The organism is uncultured Intestinimonas sp. (genome assembly GCF_944387245.1).
Classification (GTDB): Bacteria; Bacillota; Clostridia; order Oscillospirales; family Oscillospiraceae; genus Intestinimonas.
The window spans coordinates 1-20,635 of sequence record NZ_CALXEE010000022.1; the positions used below are offsets into that span (position 1 = coordinate 1).

The 20,635-nt window shown below is 59.0% G+C and carries 20 protein-coding genes and 1 tRNA gene; 15 read left to right on the plus strand and 6 right to left on the minus strand.

Going from position 1 to position 20,635, the window contains the following annotated elements:
* Nucleotides 1–229: 229 nt before the first annotated feature.
* Nucleotides 230–1,624 (minus strand): asparagine--tRNA ligase, encoded by a 1,395-nt coding sequence (gene asnS, locus Q0K15_RS04715; protein WP_294513009.1) that lies wholly within the window; start codon nt 1,622–1,624, stop codon nt 230–232.
* A gap of 529 nt (nt 1,625–2,153) precedes the next feature.
* On the opposite strand from asnS, the gene Q0K15_RS04720 reads away from it, so the two are divergent.
* The 6 genes from Q0K15_RS04720 to Q0K15_RS04745 all read left to right on the plus strand — a co-directional run bounded on the left by Q0K15_RS04720 (nt 2,154) and on the right by Q0K15_RS04745 (nt 8,192).
* Nucleotides 2,154–2,867: a GntR family transcriptional regulator gene (locus tag Q0K15_RS04720; protein ID WP_294513012.1), complete on the plus strand. Its 714-nt coding sequence runs from the start codon at nt 2,154–2,156 to the stop codon at nt 2,865–2,867.
* 195 nt (nt 2,868–3,062) lie between these two features.
* Entirely contained in the window at nt 3,063–4,127 is a 1,065-nt protein-coding gene (gene dctP / locus Q0K15_RS04725) for a TRAP transporter substrate-binding protein DctP (protein ID WP_294513015.1), read from the plus strand.
* Nucleotides 4,128–4,222: 95 nt separating this feature from the next.
* Nucleotides 4,223–4,741, plus strand: a complete 519-nt coding sequence (locus tag Q0K15_RS04730) for a TRAP transporter small permease subunit (RefSeq protein ID WP_294513018.1) — start codon at nt 4,223–4,225, stop codon at nt 4,739–4,741.
* Between the two features lie 3 nt (nt 4,742–4,744).
* Complete coding sequence (locus Q0K15_RS04735; RefSeq protein ID WP_294513021.1) at nt 4,745–6,100, plus strand: TRAP transporter large permease subunit; 1,356 nt, start codon at nt 4,745–4,747, stop codon at nt 6,098–6,100.
* Between the two features lie 20 nt (nt 6,101–6,120).
* A complete protein-coding gene (locus Q0K15_RS04740; protein ID WP_294513025.1) occupies nt 6,121–7,719 on the plus strand; it encodes an L-serine ammonia-lyase, iron-sulfur-dependent, subunit alpha in 1,599 nt (532 codons plus the stop codon).
* 92 nt (nt 7,720–7,811) lie between these two features.
* Nucleotides 7,812–8,192, plus strand: a complete 381-nt coding sequence (locus Q0K15_RS04745) for a RidA family protein (protein WP_294513028.1) — start codon at nt 7,812–7,814, stop codon at nt 8,190–8,192.
* 328 nt (nt 8,193–8,520) lie between these two features.
* Here the strand turns inward: Q0K15_RS04745 and Q0K15_RS04750 are convergent.
* Nucleotides 8,521–8,597, minus strand: a tRNA-Arg gene (locus tag Q0K15_RS04750).
* A 104-nt stretch (nt 8,598–8,701) separates the two neighbouring features.
* A complete protein-coding gene (locus tag Q0K15_RS04755) occupies nt 8,702–9,223 on the minus strand; it encodes a DUF6512 family protein (protein ID WP_294513031.1) in 522 nt (173 codons plus the stop codon).
* Between the two features lie 292 nt (nt 9,224–9,515).
* Between Q0K15_RS04755 and spoIVB the strand changes: the two genes are divergently transcribed.
* Nucleotides 9,516–10,604: a SpoIVB peptidase gene (gene spoIVB / locus Q0K15_RS04760; RefSeq protein WP_294513034.1), complete on the plus strand. Its 1,089-nt coding sequence runs from the start codon at nt 9,516–9,518 to the stop codon at nt 10,602–10,604.
* Nucleotides 10,605–10,732: 128 nt separating this feature from the next.
* On the opposite strand, the gene Q0K15_RS04765 is transcribed toward spoIVB, so the two are convergent.
* Nucleotides 10,733–11,776, minus strand: a complete 1,044-nt coding sequence (locus tag Q0K15_RS04765) for a hypothetical protein (RefSeq protein ID WP_294513037.1) — start codon at nt 11,774–11,776, stop codon at nt 10,733–10,735.
* A 536-nt stretch (nt 11,777–12,312) separates the two neighbouring features.
* Here Q0K15_RS04765 and spo0A point away from each other — a divergent pair.
* Together spo0A and Q0K15_RS04775 are read left to right on the plus strand one after the other, a co-directional pair.
* Nucleotides 12,313–13,080 carry a sporulation transcription factor Spo0A gene (spo0A, locus tag Q0K15_RS04770; protein WP_294513040.1) on the plus strand — a complete coding sequence of 256 codons (768 nt, stop codon included), beginning with the start codon at nt 12,313–12,315 and terminating at the stop codon, nt 13,078–13,080.
* A 428-nt stretch (nt 13,081–13,508) separates the two neighbouring features.
* On the plus strand, nt 13,509–13,742 hold the full coding sequence (locus Q0K15_RS04775) for a hypothetical protein (protein ID WP_294513043.1): 234 nt from the start codon (nt 13,509–13,511) through the stop codon (nt 13,740–13,742).
* A 125-nt stretch (nt 13,743–13,867) separates the two neighbouring features.
* On the opposite strand, the gene Q0K15_RS04780 is transcribed toward Q0K15_RS04775, so the two are convergent.
* A complete protein-coding gene (locus Q0K15_RS04780) occupies nt 13,868–14,014 on the minus strand; it encodes a hypothetical protein (protein WP_294513046.1) in 147 nt (48 codons plus the stop codon).
* A gap of 127 nt (nt 14,015–14,141) precedes the next feature.
* Here Q0K15_RS04780 and Q0K15_RS04785 point away from each other — a divergent pair, with 127 nt between their 5' ends.
* Together Q0K15_RS04785 and Q0K15_RS04790 are read left to right on the plus strand one after the other, a co-directional pair.
* Nucleotides 14,142–15,023, plus strand: coding sequence for a LysR family transcriptional regulator (locus Q0K15_RS04785; protein ID WP_294513049.1), 882 nt, complete (start codon nt 14,142–14,144; stop codon nt 15,021–15,023).
* Nucleotides 15,024–15,077: 54 nt separating this feature from the next.
* A complete protein-coding gene (locus Q0K15_RS04790) occupies nt 15,078–15,320 on the plus strand; it encodes a TIGR03905 family TSCPD domain-containing protein (RefSeq protein WP_294513053.1) in 243 nt (80 codons plus the stop codon).
* A 140-nt stretch (nt 15,321–15,460) separates the two neighbouring features.
* Here the strand turns inward: Q0K15_RS04790 and Q0K15_RS04795 are convergent, their stop codons facing one another.
* Nucleotides 15,461–16,939 carry a D-alanyl-D-alanine carboxypeptidase family protein gene (locus Q0K15_RS04795; RefSeq protein WP_294513055.1) on the minus strand — a complete coding sequence of 493 codons (1,479 nt, stop codon included), beginning with the start codon at nt 16,937–16,939 and terminating at the stop codon, nt 15,461–15,463.
* Nucleotides 16,940–16,984: 45 nt separating this feature from the next.
* Here Q0K15_RS04795 and Q0K15_RS04800 point away from each other — a divergent pair, with 45 nt between their 5' ends.
* Genes Q0K15_RS04800 through Q0K15_RS04815 form a run of 4 tightly spaced genes read left to right on the plus strand, consistent with a single transcriptional unit; the run spans nt 16,985 to nt 20,608 of the window.
* Complete coding sequence (locus tag Q0K15_RS04800; RefSeq protein WP_294513058.1) at nt 16,985–17,506, plus strand: ComEA family DNA-binding protein; 522 nt, start codon at nt 16,985–16,987, stop codon at nt 17,504–17,506.
* Between the two features lie 27 nt (nt 17,507–17,533).
* A complete protein-coding gene (locus Q0K15_RS04805; RefSeq protein WP_294513063.1) occupies nt 17,534–18,220 on the plus strand; it encodes a response regulator transcription factor in 687 nt (228 codons plus the stop codon).
* Between the two features lie 19 nt (nt 18,221–18,239).
* Complete coding sequence (locus Q0K15_RS04810; protein ID WP_294513066.1) at nt 18,240–19,685, plus strand: HAMP domain-containing sensor histidine kinase; 1,446 nt, start codon at nt 18,240–18,242, stop codon at nt 19,683–19,685.
* Complete coding sequence (locus Q0K15_RS04815) at nt 19,682–20,608, plus strand: GerMN domain-containing protein (RefSeq protein ID WP_294513070.1); 927 nt, start codon at nt 19,682–19,684, stop codon at nt 20,606–20,608. Before Q0K15_RS04810 ends, Q0K15_RS04815 begins: the two co-directional genes overlap by 4 nt.
* Nucleotides 20,609–20,635: the final 27 nt, after the last annotated feature.

A 20,635-nucleotide genomic window follows, 5' to 3' on the forward strand; every position in this document is an offset into this window, starting at 1 on the left:
GTCGGCGCTGCCCACGGTACGCGGATGGGGCAGGCCCCAGACGATCTCCCGTCGTCCGGGGACCCCATTGGACTTCACTTCCTCGGCGGGAGTGAAGCCCGCCTGCGGCAAGGTCCCGTGCCAGCGGCACGGGACCTTGTACGGCGCTGACGCGCCGCCCCATCTTCGATGGGGCCCCCGACGTCCTGCCCGGGGCAGGCTCAGCCGGTCTGACGCCTATTTCTTCTCCTTAGAAGTCGGCGCTGCCCACGGTACGCGGGTGAGGCAGGACGTCGCGGATGTTGCCCACGCCGGTGAGGTACATGACCATCCGCTCGAAGCCCAGGCCGAAGCCGGCGTGCTTGCACCCACCATAGCGGCGCAGGTCCAGGTACCACCAGTAGTCCTTGGGGTCCATGCCCAGCTCCTTGATGCGGTTCTCCAGCACGTCCAGCCGCTCCTCACGCTGGGAGCCGCCGATGATCTCGCCGATACCGGGCACCAGGCAGTCGGCGGCGGCCACGGTCTTGCCGTCGTCGTTGAGGCGCATGTAGAAGGCCTTGATGTCCTTGGGGTAGTCGGTGACAAAGACCGGCTTCTTATAGACCTGCTCGGTGAGGTAGCGCTCGTGCTCGGTCTGGAGGTCGCTGCCCCAGTCCACCTTGTAGTCGAACTTGTCGTTGTTCTTCTTAAGAATCTCCACTGCCTCGGTGTAGCTCACCCGGCCGAAATCGGAGGAGGCTACGTGCTCCAGCCGCTCCTTCAGGCCCTTGTCCACGAAGGAGTTGAAGAAGTTGATCTCGTCGGGGCACTTCTCCAGCACGGTGGTGATGATGAACTTGATCATGGCCTCAGCCACGTCCATGTCGCCCTTCAGGTCGCAGAAGGCCATCTCGGGCTCGATCATCCAGAACTCGGCGGCGTGGCGGGTGGTGTTGGACTTCTCCGCCCGGAAGGTGGGGCCGAAGGTGTAGACGTCGCCGAAGGCCATGGCGAAGTTCTCGGCGTTGAGCTGGCCGGACACGGTAAGGTTGGCGCTCTTGCCGAAGAAGTCCTGGGTGTAGTCCACGGTGCCGTCGGGATTCTTGGGCACGTTCTCCAGGTCCAGGGTGGTCACCCGGAACATCTCGCCGGCGCCCTCGCAGTCGGAGGCGGTGATGATGGGGGTGTGGACGTACACGAAGCCCCGGCTCTGGAAGAAGGTGTGGATGGCGTAGGCGGCCACGCTCCGCACCCGGAAGGTGGCGGAGAGCAGGTTGGTCCGGGGCCGCAGGTGCTGGATGGTCCGCAGATACTCCACGGTGTGGCGCTTCTTCTGCAGGGGGTAGTCGGGGGTGGAGGGGCCCTCCACGGCGATGGCGGCGGCCTTGATCTCCAGGGGCTGCTTGGCCTCCGGGGTCAGGACCACGGTGCCGGTGACCGACAGGGCGGCGCCCACGTTCTGCCCGGCAATCTCCTTATAGTTGGCCAGGGAGTTGGCGTCCATGACCACCTGAAGATTCTTGAAGCAGGAGCCGTCGTTGAGCTCGATGAAGCCGAAGGTCTTCATGTCGCGGATGGTGCGGGCCCAGCCGCAGACCGTGACCTCCTGACCACCGAAGTGCTCCTGGTCGGCGAAAATCTGTGCGATCTTTGTGCGTTCCATTGGGTTGATTCCCCTCTCAGCGTCATTAGTGGTGTTACACAGTACCTTATATTATAACCCCTGGGACCCAAAGCCGCAAGTGTGCAGGCCGTTTTCCGCGGTCAAAACCAAAAGAAAAGTCCGTCTCAGGTGGCCGTGGACAGAACGAAGGGCTGATATCTGCTGATTGCTGTCATAGGGGTATATAAAAAATGTATGCGATGGAAGACAAACGATACTTAGCGGTTTACTTATACGTACGTGAATAAAGTTTTGAGAGCACAGCCCATTCTCTTCTTTAAGTTTTATAGCTAGTTGCACCCTCTTGTGTCAAAAGACCACATATGATCGTTCCACAAGCAGATCGCAAATATTGAAGACTACTCGGCACAGCAGACACCTTCCCCTTTGTTTTATGTATTTTGTATAAAATAATCTCAATTATTTTGTCGTTTTATATATTGACTAAACAGAATACTATGAATAAAATATAAATGTGTTTAAGATATATTTATAATATATCAACCTTTGGAAGGGGACAACGGGCTATATGGACGACAGAAGCGCTGAAATCATTTCCTACTATAAAAACCTGCCTTATCAAACTCAGTCTCAGCGGACTTATGATATTCTTCTGGAAATGATTGCCTTAGATGAACTCCCCCAAAAGAATATATATACGGAGATGGAGCTGACCCAAATGCTGCAAATTGGCCGCACTCCTCTTCGGGATGCGCTGAAGCTCTTAGAATTTGACTCTATTATTGAGACGATTCCACGGTTGGGCATCCAAGTCCGCGAGCTCCGCCTCGAGGATTACTTCTTACAGACAGAGGTACGAACCACATTGGAGTTCATGGTGACACGACGTGCCTGCAAGTTAATCCCAAAGGATCAGCGTGAGCGGCTAGCAAGACTAAATGATGACTTTATTTCTGTGGCTAAGAAGGGAGACCGTTTGGCTCTCTATCGTATTGACCGCAGTATTCATACGCTCATTGATGAGTGCTGTAAAAATCCCTATGCGGTCAGAGCGCTAACCCCATTGCGCTTTTTTGAACAACGGGTCCACTATCTCCTGGGTCTCATTTACTCTGATATCGATAAGATACTAAACCAGGAACATTACTATTACGTAGATGGTATTATTTCGGGGGACCCGGATGCTGCATGTGGGCATTTTGATAACATGATAGAAAACACATTAAAGCTTGTAAAACTCCAAGTCGACGCCCACATGGGGCTCCCCTTTATAGCTGAATGATATTTACATTGAGCCCCCTAAATTTAGAAAGGAAGGAGGAACACCACTCGTTATTTCTCTTTTATATGGCAGCTCTTGCCTACAACTGTATTTAGAGATGCAACGAGATATAAAAAAGGTGGGCTGTCGGAATAATGATGCGTATATGATCCTGGTCAGTTACTATTTGCAAATTGAAAAAGAAGGAGAATGAACATGAAAAAGAACGCTACAAGATTGGTCTCTCTGCTCCTGACTCTCTCTATGACAGCTTCTCTTGCCGCATGCGGCGGTGGTACCGACTCTTCTTCCCCCTCTGATTCTGCAAATTCTGATAGTTCCTCTTCCAGTGGCGAGACCCTCACTTTGCGGATGGGTAACCAGCAGGCTGGCGATTCTGTGGCGACCAAACTGGACCAGGAGATGTGCGATCGCATTGCTGAAGAGACCGACGGACGCATTACCGTTGAGCTTTACTCTGATAGCGCTCTTGGTGATTACCTCAACCAGTTTGATGAGCTGATGGTCGGCTCTTTGGACATTGCTCACATTACCGCTTCCGAGGCCTATGACTCCCGCACTTCTGCTACCATGATCCCCTATCTGGCTTTTGACTATGAGACCCTGCTGGAGCTCTATTCTGAAGGTTCTTTCCTCCGCAATGAGCTGGAAGACGCACTGAATGGTGTTGGTATCCACCTGGGTGGCGTGTTCTGTGAGGGCTTTAACGGCATTGGCGTTATGCAGCCGTTGGAGAATGCCAATGTACCCGGCGCCGAGAAGGGTTGCATCATCCGCTCTCCCATGCTGGATGTGTATCAGCTGGAGATGATGGATCTGGGATTCCGCATTTCCTCCATGCCTTACTCTGATACTTACTCCGCCATGCAGACTGGTGTTGTGTCTGGCCTGGCAGGCGGCACTGCGCAGATCAACTATCTGAGCTTCCGCGACATTATCACCGATTACTATGAATATCGTTACAACCAGGAGGCCACGATGATCCTCATTAGCCAGAAGACCTGGGACAAGATCTCCCCCGAGGACCAGGAGATTATCACCGGGATTATCGATGACATCTGTGTCAAGGCCGCGGAAGAAGCCGAAAATGCCTGCAACGACGCCATGGAGAAACTGGCTGCTGAGGGTGTTAACGTTCACACCTTTACCGACGAGGAGCTGGCCGCCTTCGCCGAGAGCTGCCGCGCCAATGTCTGGCCTGAGCTGGGCAAGAACTATCCTGACGGCTGGATGGATCAGCTCCTGGAAGCCGTGTCTTAAGTCCCTTACCATCTCACTACCATCGGTCTCGTCATTTTTTGGCGCTGTGCCGCAAAACACGGCACAGCGCCATTTGAGAAAGGAAGGGAATTATTTTGAATATTTTAAAAAAAGTCGATGGCCTTTTAGAGATAGTGGAAGGCTGGATTCTCATTATCACTGGCACCGCCGTAGGTGTCATGATTTTGGCAAATGCAATTTTTCGATTCTTACGAGTTGACTGGTTCGGCTCCGAAGAACTAACAATGTTTGTCGCTTTTTGGCTTTACTTTATCGGTGCGGCCTGCGCCTCTCGTGACGACACACACATCAGCGCGGATATGGTGTCCTTGTTTACCACCAACCCCAAAGTTCGCGCTATTGTAAATCTGATCAAAAATGCCATCAGTATTGCCATATGTTCTGTTTTTACTGTCTGGTGCTTCAATTACGTTACCTGGCAGGCCACTATGGGCGCTAAGTCCTCGGTGTACAAGCTCCCTGTCATCATCAGCACCATTCCCATTCTGTTCTGCTTTGGTGTATGGACCCTTTACCTCATCCGGGACCTGGTTCGGAACATTAAGACAATCGGAAACACTGATGCTGAAACTCAAAGCGAGGGGGGTAAATAAATTATGCTGGTCGTTCCTGCTCTGTTGGCTCTGATCGTTGTCATGGTCATCGGTGTCCCTGTCCCGCTGGCCTTTCTTATCTCCTCTGTGGTGATTGCTTTTGGTACAGGCGTTGATCCCCAGATGTTACTGATTAACGGTTACAATAAAATTAACTCTGTCCTTCTACTCACCATTCCTCTGTTTGTGCTGGCCGGCTCTCTGATGAACAACGGCGGACTGGGCGAGAAGTTGGTGGATTCTGTCTCTAGGTCCAGGCTGGGCAAGTCCAAGAGCAGCTTGGGTGTGGTCACAGTCGTGGCTTGCGCTGTATTTGGCGCTGTCTCCGGCTCCTCCTCTGCTACCGTATCCTGCATCGGCTCCATCATGGCTCCCCGTCTGCGGGAAAACGGATATTCCGACGGTCTCATCGGCGCTCTGGTGGCGTCCTCCGGCGTATTAGGTATCTTGATCCCTCCCAGTATGATTATGATTCTCTTTGCCTGGGCTGCAAACGTCTCTGTTCTGGGCTGTTTTGTGGCCACCGTTCTCCCTGGAATCCTGCTGGTTATCCTGTTGAGCATCACACAGACTTTTCTCTTCAAGCGCAGCGGCGTCAGTGTCGCCGACACCATCATTGAGCAGGCAAAACAGCAGGAGGCACTGAAGGCTCAGGCTGCCGCCGAGAAGGCTGCCAAGGCCGATATGAAGGGCAAAAAGAAGAAGTCTGGCGAAAGTGCCATTCCCGCTTTGATGATGCCTGTTATCATTCTGGGCAGCATCTATGGCGGCTTCCTGACCGCCACTGAGGCCGCCGCTCTGTCCGTGGTGTACGCCATCCCCATCGGCATTTTCTACTACAAGAAAATCAATTGGGAGAGCTACCGCGTGGCCATGATCGACGCGGGCAAGACCGCTGGTGTCATCATGTGTATGATGCTCTCGGTGCAGATCCTGAGCCGTCTCTACATCACGGAGAACCTGCCGGATCTCATCCTGGGCGTCCTGACCTCTATCTCCAGCAACAAGATCGTCATTCTGCTGATGATCAACGTCTTTATGGTGATCATGGGCATGCTCATGGACGACTGTTCCAATACTACCCTGCTCACCCCCATTCTGTGGCCCATCATGAATTCTCTGGGTATCAGCGTATTCCATTTTGCCGCCATTCTGGGCGTTAACATCGGCATGGGCAACATCACTCCTCCCACTGCTCCCCTTCTTTATCTGTCCGGTCGCATTACCGGTGCCGAGGTAAAGAATATGCTCAAGCCCACTTTGATTCTGATTCTATGTGCATGGCTGCCCACCCTGATCATCACGACTTACTGGACCGGCTTCTCCGAGTTCCTGCCTCGTATTCTCGGTTACATGTAACGCTCAAAGGAGGCAAAATGATGAAAGAACTCCACACGATTTTTAATCATGCTCTGGCCCCTATTACGCCAGGTCCTTCCAGTTCCAATACCTGCGGTCCCGTGCGGATCGGTCTTGTTTGTCAACAACTTCTTGGCGAAGTCCCGGCAAAGGCCATCATCGAGTACTATACTAAGGGAGCGTTCCCCAACACTCTTTATGGCATGCGCAGCGACATTGCCTTTATCAACGGCCTGTTGGGCAGAGAACAAAATGTTCCGGACTTTATCAATGCCTACGACAATGCAAAGGCCGCAGGCATGGATGTCACCTTTGCGGAGGTAGATGACCTGACTGTCGGTGGTATGGAAACGGTTCGGATCCGCATGACCGCCCATAATGGGGATGAACTTGTTGTCATCGGAGAATCGATCGGCGGCGGTGCTTTCCTAATCCACTATATTGATGACTGTCCCATGGACATCCAAGGCATGAACTATGAACTGGTTGTCTTCCTGAAGGAGCCCTCCGATTCTAACGCCAAGCTAGTGGAGGATGCGTTGAAGTCTGAGATCGTAAAACTCAATGACATCCGTTGCATTACCGGTTCCCATTACTCTGTTGTGAATGCAAAGTCCGCTGAACCATACTCCGCCGAGCTTCTGTCCGCCCTAGAGGCCAGAGCGGATGTATCCCGGGTACGAGTGGTCGCTCCTATTCACCCTGTTATCAATGATATTACCCGTAAACCCCCGTTTACCTCTCCGGACGAGTTGGTGGCTTACTGTGCCGCGCACAACTGTTCCCCTGCAAAGGCCGCCATTGACTACGAAGTAGCAGTCAGCGGCTGGAGCGAAGAAGAGGTTCGCCGTTACGGCGATATGCTGATTGGGATCATGAAGGACTCCCGCACCGACGGATTTCGTTCGGACCTAACCTTTGAAGGTATTGTGACCCCCAAGGCATTCAAACTTCAGGGGGCTGTGGGACATGGGAATATGCCATCCCTGGGACTATTGGATGATGCTATCCCCAGCGCGCTTGGTATCATGGAACACAGTAACGCCTCTGGAAAAATCGTCTGCGTGCCTACTGGTGGTTCCTCTGGTATCGTTCCTGGTCTGCTTCTCTCCGCTGCCGATCGAATGAATGCCTCTCCAGATGCTCTGTATGAGGCTTTGATGTGCGCGGGACTAATTGGAGTACTGATGATGGTGGACGGCAACGAATTTGCCGGCGGTACCCACGGATGTCAGGCTGAGATCGCCTGTGGTACCGCTATGGCAGCCGGTGGACTAGTCCAGCTGATGGGTGGCACCGCACAGCAGGCATGTGATGCAGCCGCCATGAGTCTCCAGTGCTTCTTAGGACTTATCTGTGACCCGGTCGCAGGTCTTGTTCAAGTTCCCTGTTTAGCACGGAATATTGCTGGCGTATCCGTGGCTGCAGCATCCGCTGAGGCCGTCTGCGCCGGTTTTGAGGTTGTAATTCCTCTGGATGAGATGAGCAGAGTCATGGTACGAGTCGGAAATGACATCACCAGAGAACTCGGCATGTGTTGCAGCGGCTGCTGCCTTACGCCCACCGGAAAACGTCTCATTGATGCTCATGATGCGGCCTGCAAATGTAAAAAAGTCTGACTGTCCCATCCAAATATCAGATGAACCGCACAGCGGCAGCCGTGTCTACGAAGGCCAGCTGCCGCTGTAACGGTCTTAAAAGGAGAATATCTATGAAAAAGGAACGTGTTATACAACCCGGCGCAATGCTTCCTACCCACTATTCACCTGCTATCCGGTACGGCAACACGTTGTATGTTGCCGGTCAGGTAGGTGAGGATGAATCCGGCAATGTTCCCGCAGGTATTGAAGCACAAACAGAATTGGCAATCCAAAATGCAAAAAAATTAATTGAAGCTGCTGGCAGTTCTTTAGATAATGTACTTATGTGCCAGTGTTTTATCCGCAATCAAGCAGATTTTTCAGGGATGAATGCTGCCTATGCAAAATATTTTGGTGGTAAACTCAACCTTGCACCCGCCCGATATACGGTAATTGCCCCTCCAACTGATGAAAAATATTTGGTCGAAATTGCTATGATTGTAGGGCTATAAATAAAATCTAATCCAGTACATCCAGATTTATATACTATTGTAGTTCAATAAGAGCAACCAATTGTTGTATACACGGTACCGGAGAGTACAGTCCGTCTCCGGTGGCCGGAGCCCCAAAAAGAAAGACATCTGCCAAAAGCAGATGTCTTTCTTTTTGGGAACATCACAACAGTATAGATGCGCAACTTACAGGTTTGCACCCGAAACCAAAGCGAAGCCCAACGAAGCGGGTTCAATTTGGAAAGGAGGAGCAGGAAAGAGGGCAGATGACGTCTTTTTTGCTATGAGCATAAAAAAACGTGGTCGCAAAGAAAACTTTGCGACCACGTGGTACGCCTGAAGGGACTCGAACCCCCAGCCTTCAGAACCGGAATCTGACGCTCTATCCAATTGCGCTACAGGCGCGTACCTGTGCACCTTTTTAAGTGCCTAATTATTATAACAACCTTTCCCTGGTTTGTAAAGGGGTATTTTTGCAAAAAACAAGGCGAGCGTCTTTTCCGGTGTGGTCAGTACGGGATGGTGCTCCAGGTGTTGACGCCGGAGAGATCCAGAAACAGGGGATGATCCGGAGGTAAAAATGTGAAAATGACCATGGCTGCGGCCAGGGCCAGCACGACCAGAACCGACAGGGTCCCCAAAAGAGGGTACTCCGAGGCGCCGTCCAGGACCTCCGGCAGCAGGAAACCCACCGCCATGAGCACCACGTAGAGTCCGATGTCCACCGCCAGGGCCTCGCCGCCCAGGGTCATGTGGTAGAGCCAGCCGAGGCCCAGCATAGCCGCCGAGAGCACCGGCGCCGTCAGCAGCCAGGGGGTGCGGCACCCGGGCGGGCCGTTCCGAGTGAGCAGGAGCATGGCGGCCAGATAGGGCCAGACCAGGATCTTCAGGTGCTCCCACAGGCTCTCGTTCACCGGCGCGAGCAGCGCCGTCACCGGATTGGGCAGCAGCGTATACAAAAAATGCAGACAGGCGCCCGCCAGCGTGGTCACTACAAAGGTGGCCAGCAGCCCCTTTGACAGCTTGGGCATATGCCATCTCTCCCTCCCGCAGCCGCCCGAGTGGGACGGCCTTCTGAGATATGGTATGCGCCCAAAGCCCGTTTATGAACCCGTCCGCCTTTTTTCTGAAAAACCGGTAAAAACCGCCGTGGCCGCCGCCGCCGTCCCCCGTCATTCGGTGCTTTCCACCTCTTCCCATGCCAAAGGTGTGTTTCATTGCCAGCCCCGGGGCGGCGTTTTTCCTGCCCGGGGCGGCCATATTAGTTCTGACGGCGGTTTTTTGATCGCCGTCGGCGTTATTTTTTGCAAAAGGGGTGGTTTTATGAGAGAAGAAGAACAGGGGCGGCCATGGACCGGCGCTCTCCTGCTGCGGGGCCTGGTTTTGGTGGCGGCCATGGCCATGGTGCTGCTGGGCCTGGGCATCCGGCCCGCCGCCGCGGAGGCCCTGCCCGCCATGGCCGCTGCGGAGGGCAGCCACATGGTGGTCCCCATGGGCCGGGCGGTGGGCATCAAGCTCTTTTCCGACGGCGTGCTGGTGGTGGGGCTCTCCGACGTAACGGGTCAGGCAGGGGAGTGCTCCCCGGCGCGCTCCTGCGGGCTCCGCCAGGGCGACATCATTACCCACATCAACAACACCCAGGTGGACACCATCGAGGAGGTCCGTACGGTGCTCCAGAAGCTGGAGGGAGATCAGATGAGCATCCGGGCCATCCGGGATGAGGAGCAGGTGCAGTTTACCGCCCAGGCCACCGCCTGCACCGACGGCACCTACCGCCTGGGGGCGTGGATTCGGGACTCCATGGCCGGCATCGGAACCATGACCTTCTATGAGCCCTCCACCGGTCTTTTCGGCGCCCTGGGCCACGGCATCAACGATGTGGACACCGCCCTCCTCATGCCCCTGGAATCGGGGGCCATCCTGTCCGCATCCGTCTCCGACGTGAAAAAGGGGGCCGCCGGCGACCCCGGTGAGCTCCACGGCACCTTCCAGACCGACCGCGATCTGGGCGAGCTGTGGGCCAACACCCCCGGCGGCATCTTCGGCACTCTGGAGGACACCTCCCTGGTCCCCGCCGGTGAGGCCATCCCCACCGCCCTCCGGAGCCAGGTGAAGGTAGGCCCCGCCACCATCCTCTCCAATATCGCCGGGGAGGAGGTCAAATCCTATGACGTGGAGATCGTCCGGGTCTTCCCCGCGGGCAGCCATGACACCCGGGACCTGATGGTGAAGGTCACCGACCCGGAGCTGCTGGAGGCCACCGGCGGCATCGTCCAGGGCATGAGCGGCAGCCCCATCCTCCAGGACGGGCGGCTGGTGGGCGCTGTCACCCACGTGCTGGTCAACGACCCCACCCAGGGGTACGGCATTCTGGCCGAGACCATGCTGAACACCGCTCAGGCCAGCGTATAAACGCTTTTCTGTCACAGCAAGGGCCTGCCCGGGCGGTCAGATGACCGCCCGGGCAGGCCCTTGTTCAAACAATTTCCGACTGCACGGGAACATGGGACACCACCCCGTTTACCCGTTTCTCCCGCATCTCATTTTGCGTGCTGCCCTCTCTTTCGGATGTTTGCCGCCCCGGCGGGAAGGGCCAGTCCGCCCAGGATCCTGCCGGTCTTTTTCGAGAGCCCCTCCACCGCCCTCAGCCGTTCCACCACCTGTTCCGTGGTGCCCAGGCACCGGTCCGTGTCAAAGACCGCTTCCACCAGCCGGGCATAGTCTGCCGGCGCGGCCCGGGCGATACGGAGCATGGCCACCGTGAACACACTCCGGCGTCGGATGCAGCTGTTGGCGCTGCGGACGAAGGGCTCCACCTCCTGAGCGGTGGGGCGCACATGCCCCGGACTGCGGGGGCGGCCTCCGCCCATCAGGCCCCCATGCCCCGGAAACAGGGGACGCACCCGGTATCCGCCGGTCCCGTCCGGCTCCACATCCTCCCAGAGAAAGAGGCGGTTGATATACCGCCCGAAGGGCAGGCCCGCCTTCTTCAACCAGCCCTTTCCGTCTTTGTCCCGCTTCAGGGCGTCCAGGGACAGGTCCCAGTAGTCGGCCAGCGCCGTGGAAAAACCCCGGGCCCTATTGTACCCCAGGGGAACCAGCACGAAGTTTCCCACACAGCCCACCCGGCGGGCATACTCCCCCAGCGCCTCCCGGGCCCGGTCCCGAAACTCCCGATCTGTCCGGTAGCGCTCATAACCAGTCCGAAACCCCCGCGTCCCAGAGAAGGCGTTGAAGGGGTAGGCAAAGGAGTGCATGGTGTCCCCGCCAAACCGGCCGCTTGCAGCCAGGTCTCCCCAGAGGGCGCCGTAGATCTCGTCGGTCAGGCCGCACGTCCCGTTGGAGCTGTCGCAGTCGAACCGGTACTTTCGGGGGTAATAGGTCTCATCCGCCGTCCGATAGAGATACCAGCGGCGGATGTGATCCCGGGCACCGGCCACCTTTGCCGTCTCCCGAAGAATATTGGGATAGGTCCGGCTCCTGGTATGCCTGCCCGCGTGGGACTGATAATAATCCCCCATCAGGGCTTTGAAGTCAAAGTCTGCCGCCCGTGCCGGACGGCGCAGGAACGTTTCCAGGTTCATGGCTCCACCTCCATTTCCATGTTCCGCCCGCGGACAGAATCGGACACCACCGTCCTCTCCAGAACCTCCACGGCCCCTTCCTGGCACGCCTTTCCTCCACGGCGCGACGTCTCTCCCCATTCTCTGTCTCTTTTCATCTATTGTACCATGAGATCCCGCATAGGTGCCCGCAAAATGATCCACCCCCAAGAAGAAAGTTCTCCGCTCACCCACTCCCTTTTTGGGAAAAAATCATTTCTATCCGGGACAGTCCTGCGCACCCGCCTCCGCCGCGCCCAAAAAAGCGGCGGTTTTTCTGTACAAAACCGCCGTTTTGCGTTATAAATAATAAGGTAGAGAGGACGCCTACCGGACCGGGCCTCCGGGCGTGCTCCCCGGCGTTTTCCCCTTGACAGCTCCGCCCCCAACAAAACCGGTCGAAACTTGTTTGGAATATTCTGGTAAAAAAGGGTTGCGTCCGCTGTCAATTTGTGGTAAATTATGGTTACGGAACAAAGGCAGGGGCCGCCGTGCCTCTGTGGAAGGGGAATTTGGACATGGACAGCAAAAAGCGCATTCTTTTGGCCGACGCGGACGACGTCTTCCGGGACCTGCTGCGGGAGACCCTGCTGAACGAGCCTGACTTTGAGATCGTGGGGGAGACCGGTGACGGGGAGGAGGCCGTGGAGCTGTGCCGCCGTCTGTCCCCGGATCTTTTGATTATGGATTTGATGCTGACCCAAATGGACGGTCTGGACGTACTGGATGCCCTGAATGGGCCTGAGAAGCCTCCGGTGCTGGTGCTCTCGGCCCTGGTCCGGGGAAGCACGGCGGAGGCGGCCCTGGCCAAGGGGGCCAGCTACTGCCAGATGAAGCCCTGCAAACTCTCCTCGGTGGTGGACCGGGTGCGGCTGCTCTGCGGCGCCGCAAAAACCGAGGAGGACCCCGCAGAGCGCTCCGCCCGCATCCGCCAGAACCTGGAGAGCTCGGTCACCGCCATCATCCACGAGATCGGCGTGCCCGCCCACATCAAGGGCTACCAATACCTGCGCTACGCCATTATTATGACGGTGGAGAACATGGAGGTCATCAACGCCGTGACCAAGATCCTGTACCCGGAGGTGGCCAAGCACTTTAACACCACCGCCTCCCGGGTGGAGCGGGCCATCCGCCACGCCATCGAGGTGGCCTGGGACCGGGGCGACCTGGAGACGTTGCAGAAGTACTTCGGATATACGGTCAGCAACGCCAAGGGCAAACCCACCAACTCGGAGTTCATTGCCATGATCGCCGACCGGCTTCAGCTTCAGCGCCGGGAAAACTGAACCTTTATCCATATAATCCCGCAGAGGGCGGGGGCGCGGCATGTGGCCGCGCCCCCGCCCTCTGTTCTGTTCCGGCCCGGGTCCGGGCTAGATCTCCTCCAGAAACTTGCTCACCGACGCCTCCAACACATCCGAAATACAAAACAGGATATTCAGAGAGATACCTTTTACAACGGCGCCGTTGTTGGCCTCCACCTGGCTGATAAAGGCCCAGCTCTTTCCGGGCCGCTTGGAAAACTGCTGCTGTGCGCAGCCCCAGAATCCGGTAACGCGCTCTGTATTTCTGGCACAATATGTCCACCCCAATTATTATCCTACCGTAAATTGATGTGGATTGTTACCGGCTCTCAGCAACTTATTATTTACTGACAGCCAAGAATATGTTATTATGAGCGCGAGAAAAAAATTTGTCGAAATTGGAGACAGCTATGCTCACATTATTGGAAAACCTTCAAGAACGTCTGGGCTGCCTGTATCTATCCGACCTGCATACAGACAGCTTCCGGCGGCAGGCGCTCCAGGAGGCCCTGGACTTTCCGCCAGACGCATATTCCTTTGAGCAGTGGCAGGAGGCGGTCCGCTACCTGTTGGGCAGTACACCCCCTTCCACTTCGGTCCAGGAGCTCCGTGAGATGCTGGCGCAGTGTGCCACAGAACTGTGACGGCGTTCCTCCATATGAGTCAAATTGAATCCATGTGCAGCATGAAAGGGCCCGCCGCATACGCGGCGGGCCCTTTCATGCTCGGCACAATATATGGAGGTTGGGAAGTGCAGCTCAGGTGCGGCTCAATGCCGGCCCTCGTTGTGGAACATCTCCCCGACGGCGCGCCAGGGGCTCCCCTTCCAATAGTTCTTCCGCGCGCCCAGGGAGTACAGATCCTTCTGCAGCAGCTTTTCCTCGCGGGCTTCGACCATACGCATCATGTTTTTCATTGTTCTCTACTCCTTTCCGGGCAACTATCTCTTGCCTTCCTTGTGACCTTATTATACAATGACATCAGGCATTACGCAAACGACTCTTTGTCATGTCTCACATTCCAAAACAGAATGGATGGTGCCCATGGAAACGGGAAAGTATCGGGCCCTGCTGCGGACAGCGGAGCTGGGCAGCATCACCCGTGCGGCGGAGGATCTGGGCTACACCCAGAGTGCGGTGAGCCGGATCATCTCCGACCTGGAGCAGGAATGGGGGGTAGCCCTGCTCATTCGGGGGCGGTCGGGAGTCACCCTTACCGCCGCCGGGGAGGCCCTGCTGCCCTGCCTGCGAACGGTGTGCAACGCGGAGCGGGAGCTTCAGGAGGAGATCGCCGAGCTCCACGGCCTCACCCGGGGCACCATCCGGGTGGGCACCTTCAACAGCATCTCGGTCCACTGGCTGCCCCGGCTCATGAAGACCTTTTTGGAAAAATACCCCGCCATCCGCTTTGAGATTCTCACCCACATCGAGTATCGGGAGATCGAGGACTGGGTGGCCTCGGGCCATGTGGACTGCGGCTTCATCTCCCTGCCCTGCGCCCTGGAGCTGGACACCGTCTTTCTCCGCCGGGACCGGCACATGGCGGTACTCCCCGCCGACCACCCCCTGGCCGGGGCGGAGAGCTACCCTCTGGACCGGTTCGCCCAGGACCCCTACATCAAGCTGGAGGACGACCGGGACCGGGAGGTCATCCAGATCTTTGAACACTGCGGCGTGAAACCCAACCTCCAATACCTGGTCAACGACGACTACGCCGCCATCTCCATGGTGGAGAGCGGCCTGGGGGTGAGTGTGCTCACCGAGCTGGTCCTCCGGCGCACCCCCTACCACGTGGTGGTAAAGCCCCTGGACCCGCCCCAATTCCGGGACATCGGTCTGGCCGTCCGGGACCGGCAGGCCGCCTCTCCCGCCACCGCCCGCTTCCTTTCCCACGTGGTGGAGGCTCTGGCCGCAGGAGAGATTTGACAGGGAGGCGGACCTGTTATATCATAGTAGGCACTGTGCAAAGGAGATGTTTTCATGACCATCGATTATAAGACCAAGGGCACCTGCTCCAGCCGCATGCTCATCGACGTGGAGGACGGCGTGGTGAAGTCCCTCCAGGTGACCGGCGGCTGCAACGGCAACCTTCAGGGCCTCTCCAATCTGGTGGCCGGCATGAAGGTGGAGGACGTGATTTCCCGGCTGGAGGGCATCCGCTGCGGCTTCAAGCCCACCTCCTGCCCCGACCAGCTGGCCCAGGCCCTCAAGCAGAGCCTGTAAAACCCGCCCCAAGACCGCCGGAAGGCGGTCTTGGAGCCTGTTGGCTTTGCCGGCAGGCTCTCGCACAAAATCGGAAGCATTTCTGCTTTTTCGACAAACGGAAGCCCCTCCGGCCAATGGCCGGAGGGGCTTCTTTTCTTTTATCTTCTTCTGCGGCGGCCGCTGTAACGGCTGCCGTGGTAGGCCCGGCGATGGCTGCCGCCGTAGCGGCGGCGGCGTCCGAAGAGGAGCCAGCGCAGCAGCAGCACCACAATGAGCACCGCCACCACGATGAGCACCACCCGCACCCAGAGCTGGCTGAAGAAGGTCTCGATCTGGTCCAGGCGGTAGAGGAGCTCGGAGCGGGACACGTCGTCCACCGCCACCAGATCCAGCTGGCCGTACACCGTATCCCCGTTGGAAATGGTGACGTGGCCCACCACCTGACCCTTGGTCACCGGGGCATCCAGGCTCTCGCTGTCATAGACGGGGGTGAGCTGGAAGTCGGCGGGGTCCAGGTCGTTGGGCAGGATGGCCTCCAGCTCGCCGGTGGCCTGGACGCCGATGCGGTCGGTCTCCCGGGAGAGGTTCACCGGGATGGTGCCGGCGAAGTAGGTGGAATCCAGCAGCTTCTTGGTGGAGAAGCTGTTGAAGCCCCAGTCCAGCAGCCGGCTGGACTCGGAGAACTGGAGCCGGTTGGTGGTGCCGTCCTCCCGGATGGGGTTCTCCGCCCCCAGCACCACGGCCACCAGGTTCACCCCGTCCTTGGTGGCCGAGGAGGCCAGGCAGTAGCCCGCCTCGGGGGTGGAGCCGGTCTTGATGCCGGTGGCGTACTGGTAGTAGTAGCCCGTGATCCGCCAGGTGGACACCAGGGCGTTGGTCTCGTGGAGCTCCCGGGCCTCGTGCATGTTGGTGGCCGGGACGGTGTAGCTCTTGGAGGTGACGATGGTGCGGAAGGTCTCGTGCTTCATGGCCTCCATGCACATGAGGGAGATGTCGTAGGCGGTGGTATAGTGGTCCGGGTTGTGGTAGCCGTGGGTGTTGGCGAAGTGGGTGTCCTCCATGCCCAGCTCCTGGGCCCGCTGGTTCATCAGGTCCACAAAGTCGTCCACGCCGCCGCTGACCACCTGGGCCAGCACGTTGCAGGCCTCATTGGCCGAGGCGATGAGGGCGCAGTAGAGCACGTCCCGGAGGGTGAGCTGCTCTCCCGGCTTGATATCCTGGGTGGAGCTGCCGTCTCCCACCTCCCGGTTCACCTCGTCCCCTACGGTGATGACCTGGTCCATGGAGAGCTCCCCCCGGTCGATGGCCTCGATGGCCAGCAGAGCCGTCATCACCTTGGTGATGCTGGCGGGGTAGCGCTGCTCGTGGGCGTTCTGTTCGTAGAGCACGGTGCCGGTGTCGGCGTTCACCAGGATGGCGGCGGCGGCCTCAATGTGCATGTCATTGAGGAGCTGGCTCTCCACCGGCTTCTTCTCCTCCACCACCGGCCCCGGCGGCGTGGTCTCCGGCGTCTCGGTGGCCGCCGGGGTCTCGGTCTCCGGCGATGCGGAGGAGGCCAGGGCCCAGGGGGTGGTCAGGGAGAGGCTCAGACTCAGAGCCAGAAGGAGGGAGAGCAGGCTGCGTCGATATTTTTTCATGGGAAACTCCTAGCAAATATGTTATAATCGTTTTTGTGACCCACTGTGCCACAACGTCTTTGGCACATATTATATCAGACCCGACCGTCGGGTGCAATCGGTTGGAGGTGGGTAGACATAAAAATTTCCACACTGGAAAAAGTTCTGCTGGCCGTCACCGCCGCCTTCCTGCTTCTGGCGGCGGGCTACTTTCTGGGCGCCCGCAGCGGCACGGAGCCCTACCGGGTGGAGGCCCTTTCCCCGGCGGCGGAGACCGGAGCCCTCCCGCAGCCCTCGGAGATGGCGTCGCCCGCTGTGATCGAGACGGCCTCTCCGGCAGCAGAGGCGTCCGCCCCCGCCGAGACGGCGGTCCCGGAAACAGGGGCCGCGCCGGACAAGGTGAACATCAACACCGCCTCCGCCCAGGAGCTGGAGACCCTGCCCGGCATTGGGGAGAAGCGGGCCGCCGACATTGTCGCCGACCGGGCAGCCAACGGCCCCTTCCGCATCCCGGAGGACCTGACCCGGGTACCCGGCATCGGCGAGGGCATTCTGGAGGGACTCATCGACTACATCACGGTGGAGTGAGGCTCCGCCCGTCAATAGGAGGACAATATGGCAAAGATCCTGGTGGTAGACGACGAAAAGGTGCTGGTGAAGGGCATCAAATTCAACCTGGAGAACGAGGGCTACCAGGTGGAGGTGGGCTACGACGGGGAACAGGCGGTAGAGCTGGCCCGGAACGGCGGCTTCGACCTCATCATCCTGGACCTGATGATGCCCAAGATCGACGGGCTCCAGGCCTGCATGCGCATCCGGGAATTCTCCAACGTGCCCGTCATCATGCTCACCGCCCGCAGTGAGGACACCGACAAGATCATCGGCTTTGAGTGCGGGGCCGACGACTATGTGACCAAGCCCTTCAACATCCTGGAGCTCAAGGCCCGCATCCGGGCCATGCTCCGCCGGGCCGGCACCTCCAGCCAGAAGGAGAAGGCCTCCCGGCTCTCCCAGGGCCACATCGTCCTGGACACCGACGAGCGCTCCGCCTTCCGGGACGGCACCCCCGTGGACCTCACCGCCAAGGAGTTCGACCTCATGGAGCTCCTCATGCGCAACCCCGGCCGGGTGTACTCCCGTGAAAACCTCCTCAACATCGTGTGGGGCTACGAGTACGCCGGGGAGTACCGCACCGTGGACGTCCACATCCGCCGGCTCCGGGAAAAGCTGGAGCTGGACCCGGCCAACCCGGAGTATATCCTCACCAAGTGGGGCGTGGGCTACTACCTGAAAAACGGCTGAAAGCAAGGAGGTGGAGACCATGGCCTCTGTGACCGGGGCGGAAAAGATTCCCTTCCGCCGCTCCATCCAGCTCAAGTTCGCCCTCACCTACATCATCATCATCGCGGCGGTGCTCATATTGCTCAACACCTACCCGGTGCTGGTCTCCCAGGATCTGGTCTTTCGGTCCAAGACCAGCCTGCTCCAGTCCCAGGCCTCGGTCATCGCCGACACTATCGCCCGCACCGAGTCCCTCACCAGCGAGGCCGTCCGGGACTACGTGGAGCCTTTGGGCTACACCGGACAATTCCGGGTGCTGGTCACCGACGAGTTCGGCCTCATCCTCTACGACAGCGACGAGCTCCGCTTCACTGAGGGGCGCTACGCCATGCTCAGTGAGGTGGTCACCGCCCTCAAGGGCTACGACGTGGCAACCTGCTCCTACCAGGACGGCGCCTTCCACAGCCGGGCCGCCGTCCCCGTCATCTACCGGGACATGACCATCGGCTGCGTCTACCTCTATGAGCGGGACGCCGACCAGGGGGGCCTGCTCACCGACATCCAGAACAACCTGCGCTCCATCTCCCTGGTCATCTGCGTGGTGGTGCTCATCATGAGCGTGGTCTTTTCCAAGGCCCTCACCCGGCGCATCGGCGACCTGCTGCGGGCCATCCGCATCGTCCGGGAGGGCGAGTACAGCCACCGGGTGAGCATCCGGGGCAGCGACGAGCTCAGCCAGCTGGCCGGAGAGTTCAACCAGCTCACCGACCGGCTCCAGACCACCGAGGAGGTCCGCCGCCGCTTTGTCTCCGACGCCTCCCACGAGCTCAAGACCCCCCTGGCCTCCATCCGCCTCCTCACCGACTCCATCCTCCAGACCGACGGCATGGACCTGGACACCGTGAAGGACTTCGTCTCCGACATCGGGGAGGAGGCCGAGCGCCTCACCCGCATCTCGGAAAAGCTCCTCACCCTCACCCGCATGGACAGCGCCGTCCCCATGGAGCGGCTGCCGGTGGACGTGGCTGCGGTGGTGGAGAAGGTGGAGCACATGCTCCTGCCCCTGGCCCAGGAGCGGGACATCACTGTTGAGGCCGACCTCCAGTCCGGCTGCGTGGTCAAGGCCACCGAGGACGACCTCTACCAGATCGCCTTCAACCTCATGGAGAACGCCGTAAAATACAACGTCAACGGCGGCCGGGTCATGGTGGGCCTGCGGTCCATGGGGGACCTGGTCCTTCTCACCGTGGAGGACACCGGCGTGGGCATCCCCGACGAGGACCTGCCCAAGATCTTCGACCGCTTTTACCGGGTGGACAAGGCCCGGTCCCGGGCCGCCGGCGGCACCGGTCTGGGCCTGTCCATCGTCCGGGACACTGCCCGTCAGCACGGCGGCGCCGTCACCGTCCGCCGCCGGGAGGAGGGGGGCACCTGTTTCCAGGTAGCCTTCCCCCGCTGGGACGAGGAAGGGGGCGACCTGCTGTGAGAAAACGTATCCTGAGCCTGCTCTGCGCCCTTCTCCTGCTGCTCACCGGCTGTGTGCGGGGCGGGGAGGAGGAGAGCGGCGCCTACGAGGTCTACTTCGCCGCCCCCCTGCCCGACAGCGGTACCGACAACCCCGTCCAGGGCCCCGCCGTGCAGTGGGAGACCCGCCGCCTCCCCCAGGACGCCGACGTACTCAGCGCTCTGGTGGAGTGCCTTCTCTCCGGCCCCGTCAGCGACGGCCTGCGCTCCCCCTTCCCCGACGGGGTCTACCAGCGCTCCGCCCCCACCCTCACCGACGGGGTGTGTGAGGTAGACCTGTCCGAGCGCTATGGCGGGCTGTCCGGGGTGGACCTGACCATCGCCGACTACTGCATCGCCCTCACCCTGTGCCAGGTGGAGGGGGTGGAGGCCGTCTCCATCCTGGTGGAGGGGGAACCCATCTCCTATCGGGACCACCAGTTCCTCCGGGAGAGCGACGCCGTCCTCTCCAGCGCCGAGGACGAGCCGGTCTACCTCTCCGCCGACCTCTGTTTCCTCCGGGAGGAGGGGGGACTGGCGGTGGAACACCGGGAGCTGCTGGTGCCCAGCGGCTCCGCCCCGGAGTCCGTCCTTCTCCAGGCCCTCCTGGCCGGCCCCGAAACGGAAGGCCTCCGCGCCCCCCTCTCCGGCGAGGCCCGGGTCATCGACCTGTGGGTCAACGACAGCGGCATCTGCTATCTCAACTTTGACGCCGCCTTCCTCAGCGATCAGCCCGCCTCGGCCAGCCAGGCCCGGCTCACCCTCTACGCCATCGTCAACACCCTCTGTCAGCTCCCCAACGTGGACGCCGTGGCCTTCCTGGTGGAGGGGGAGTCCATCCCCGATTACGGCGGCGTGGCCGCCGACGTCCCTCTGGAGCCCAACCCCGACCTGGTGGTCTCCTGAATTTTGATTGACAAATGGCCGGGGAGC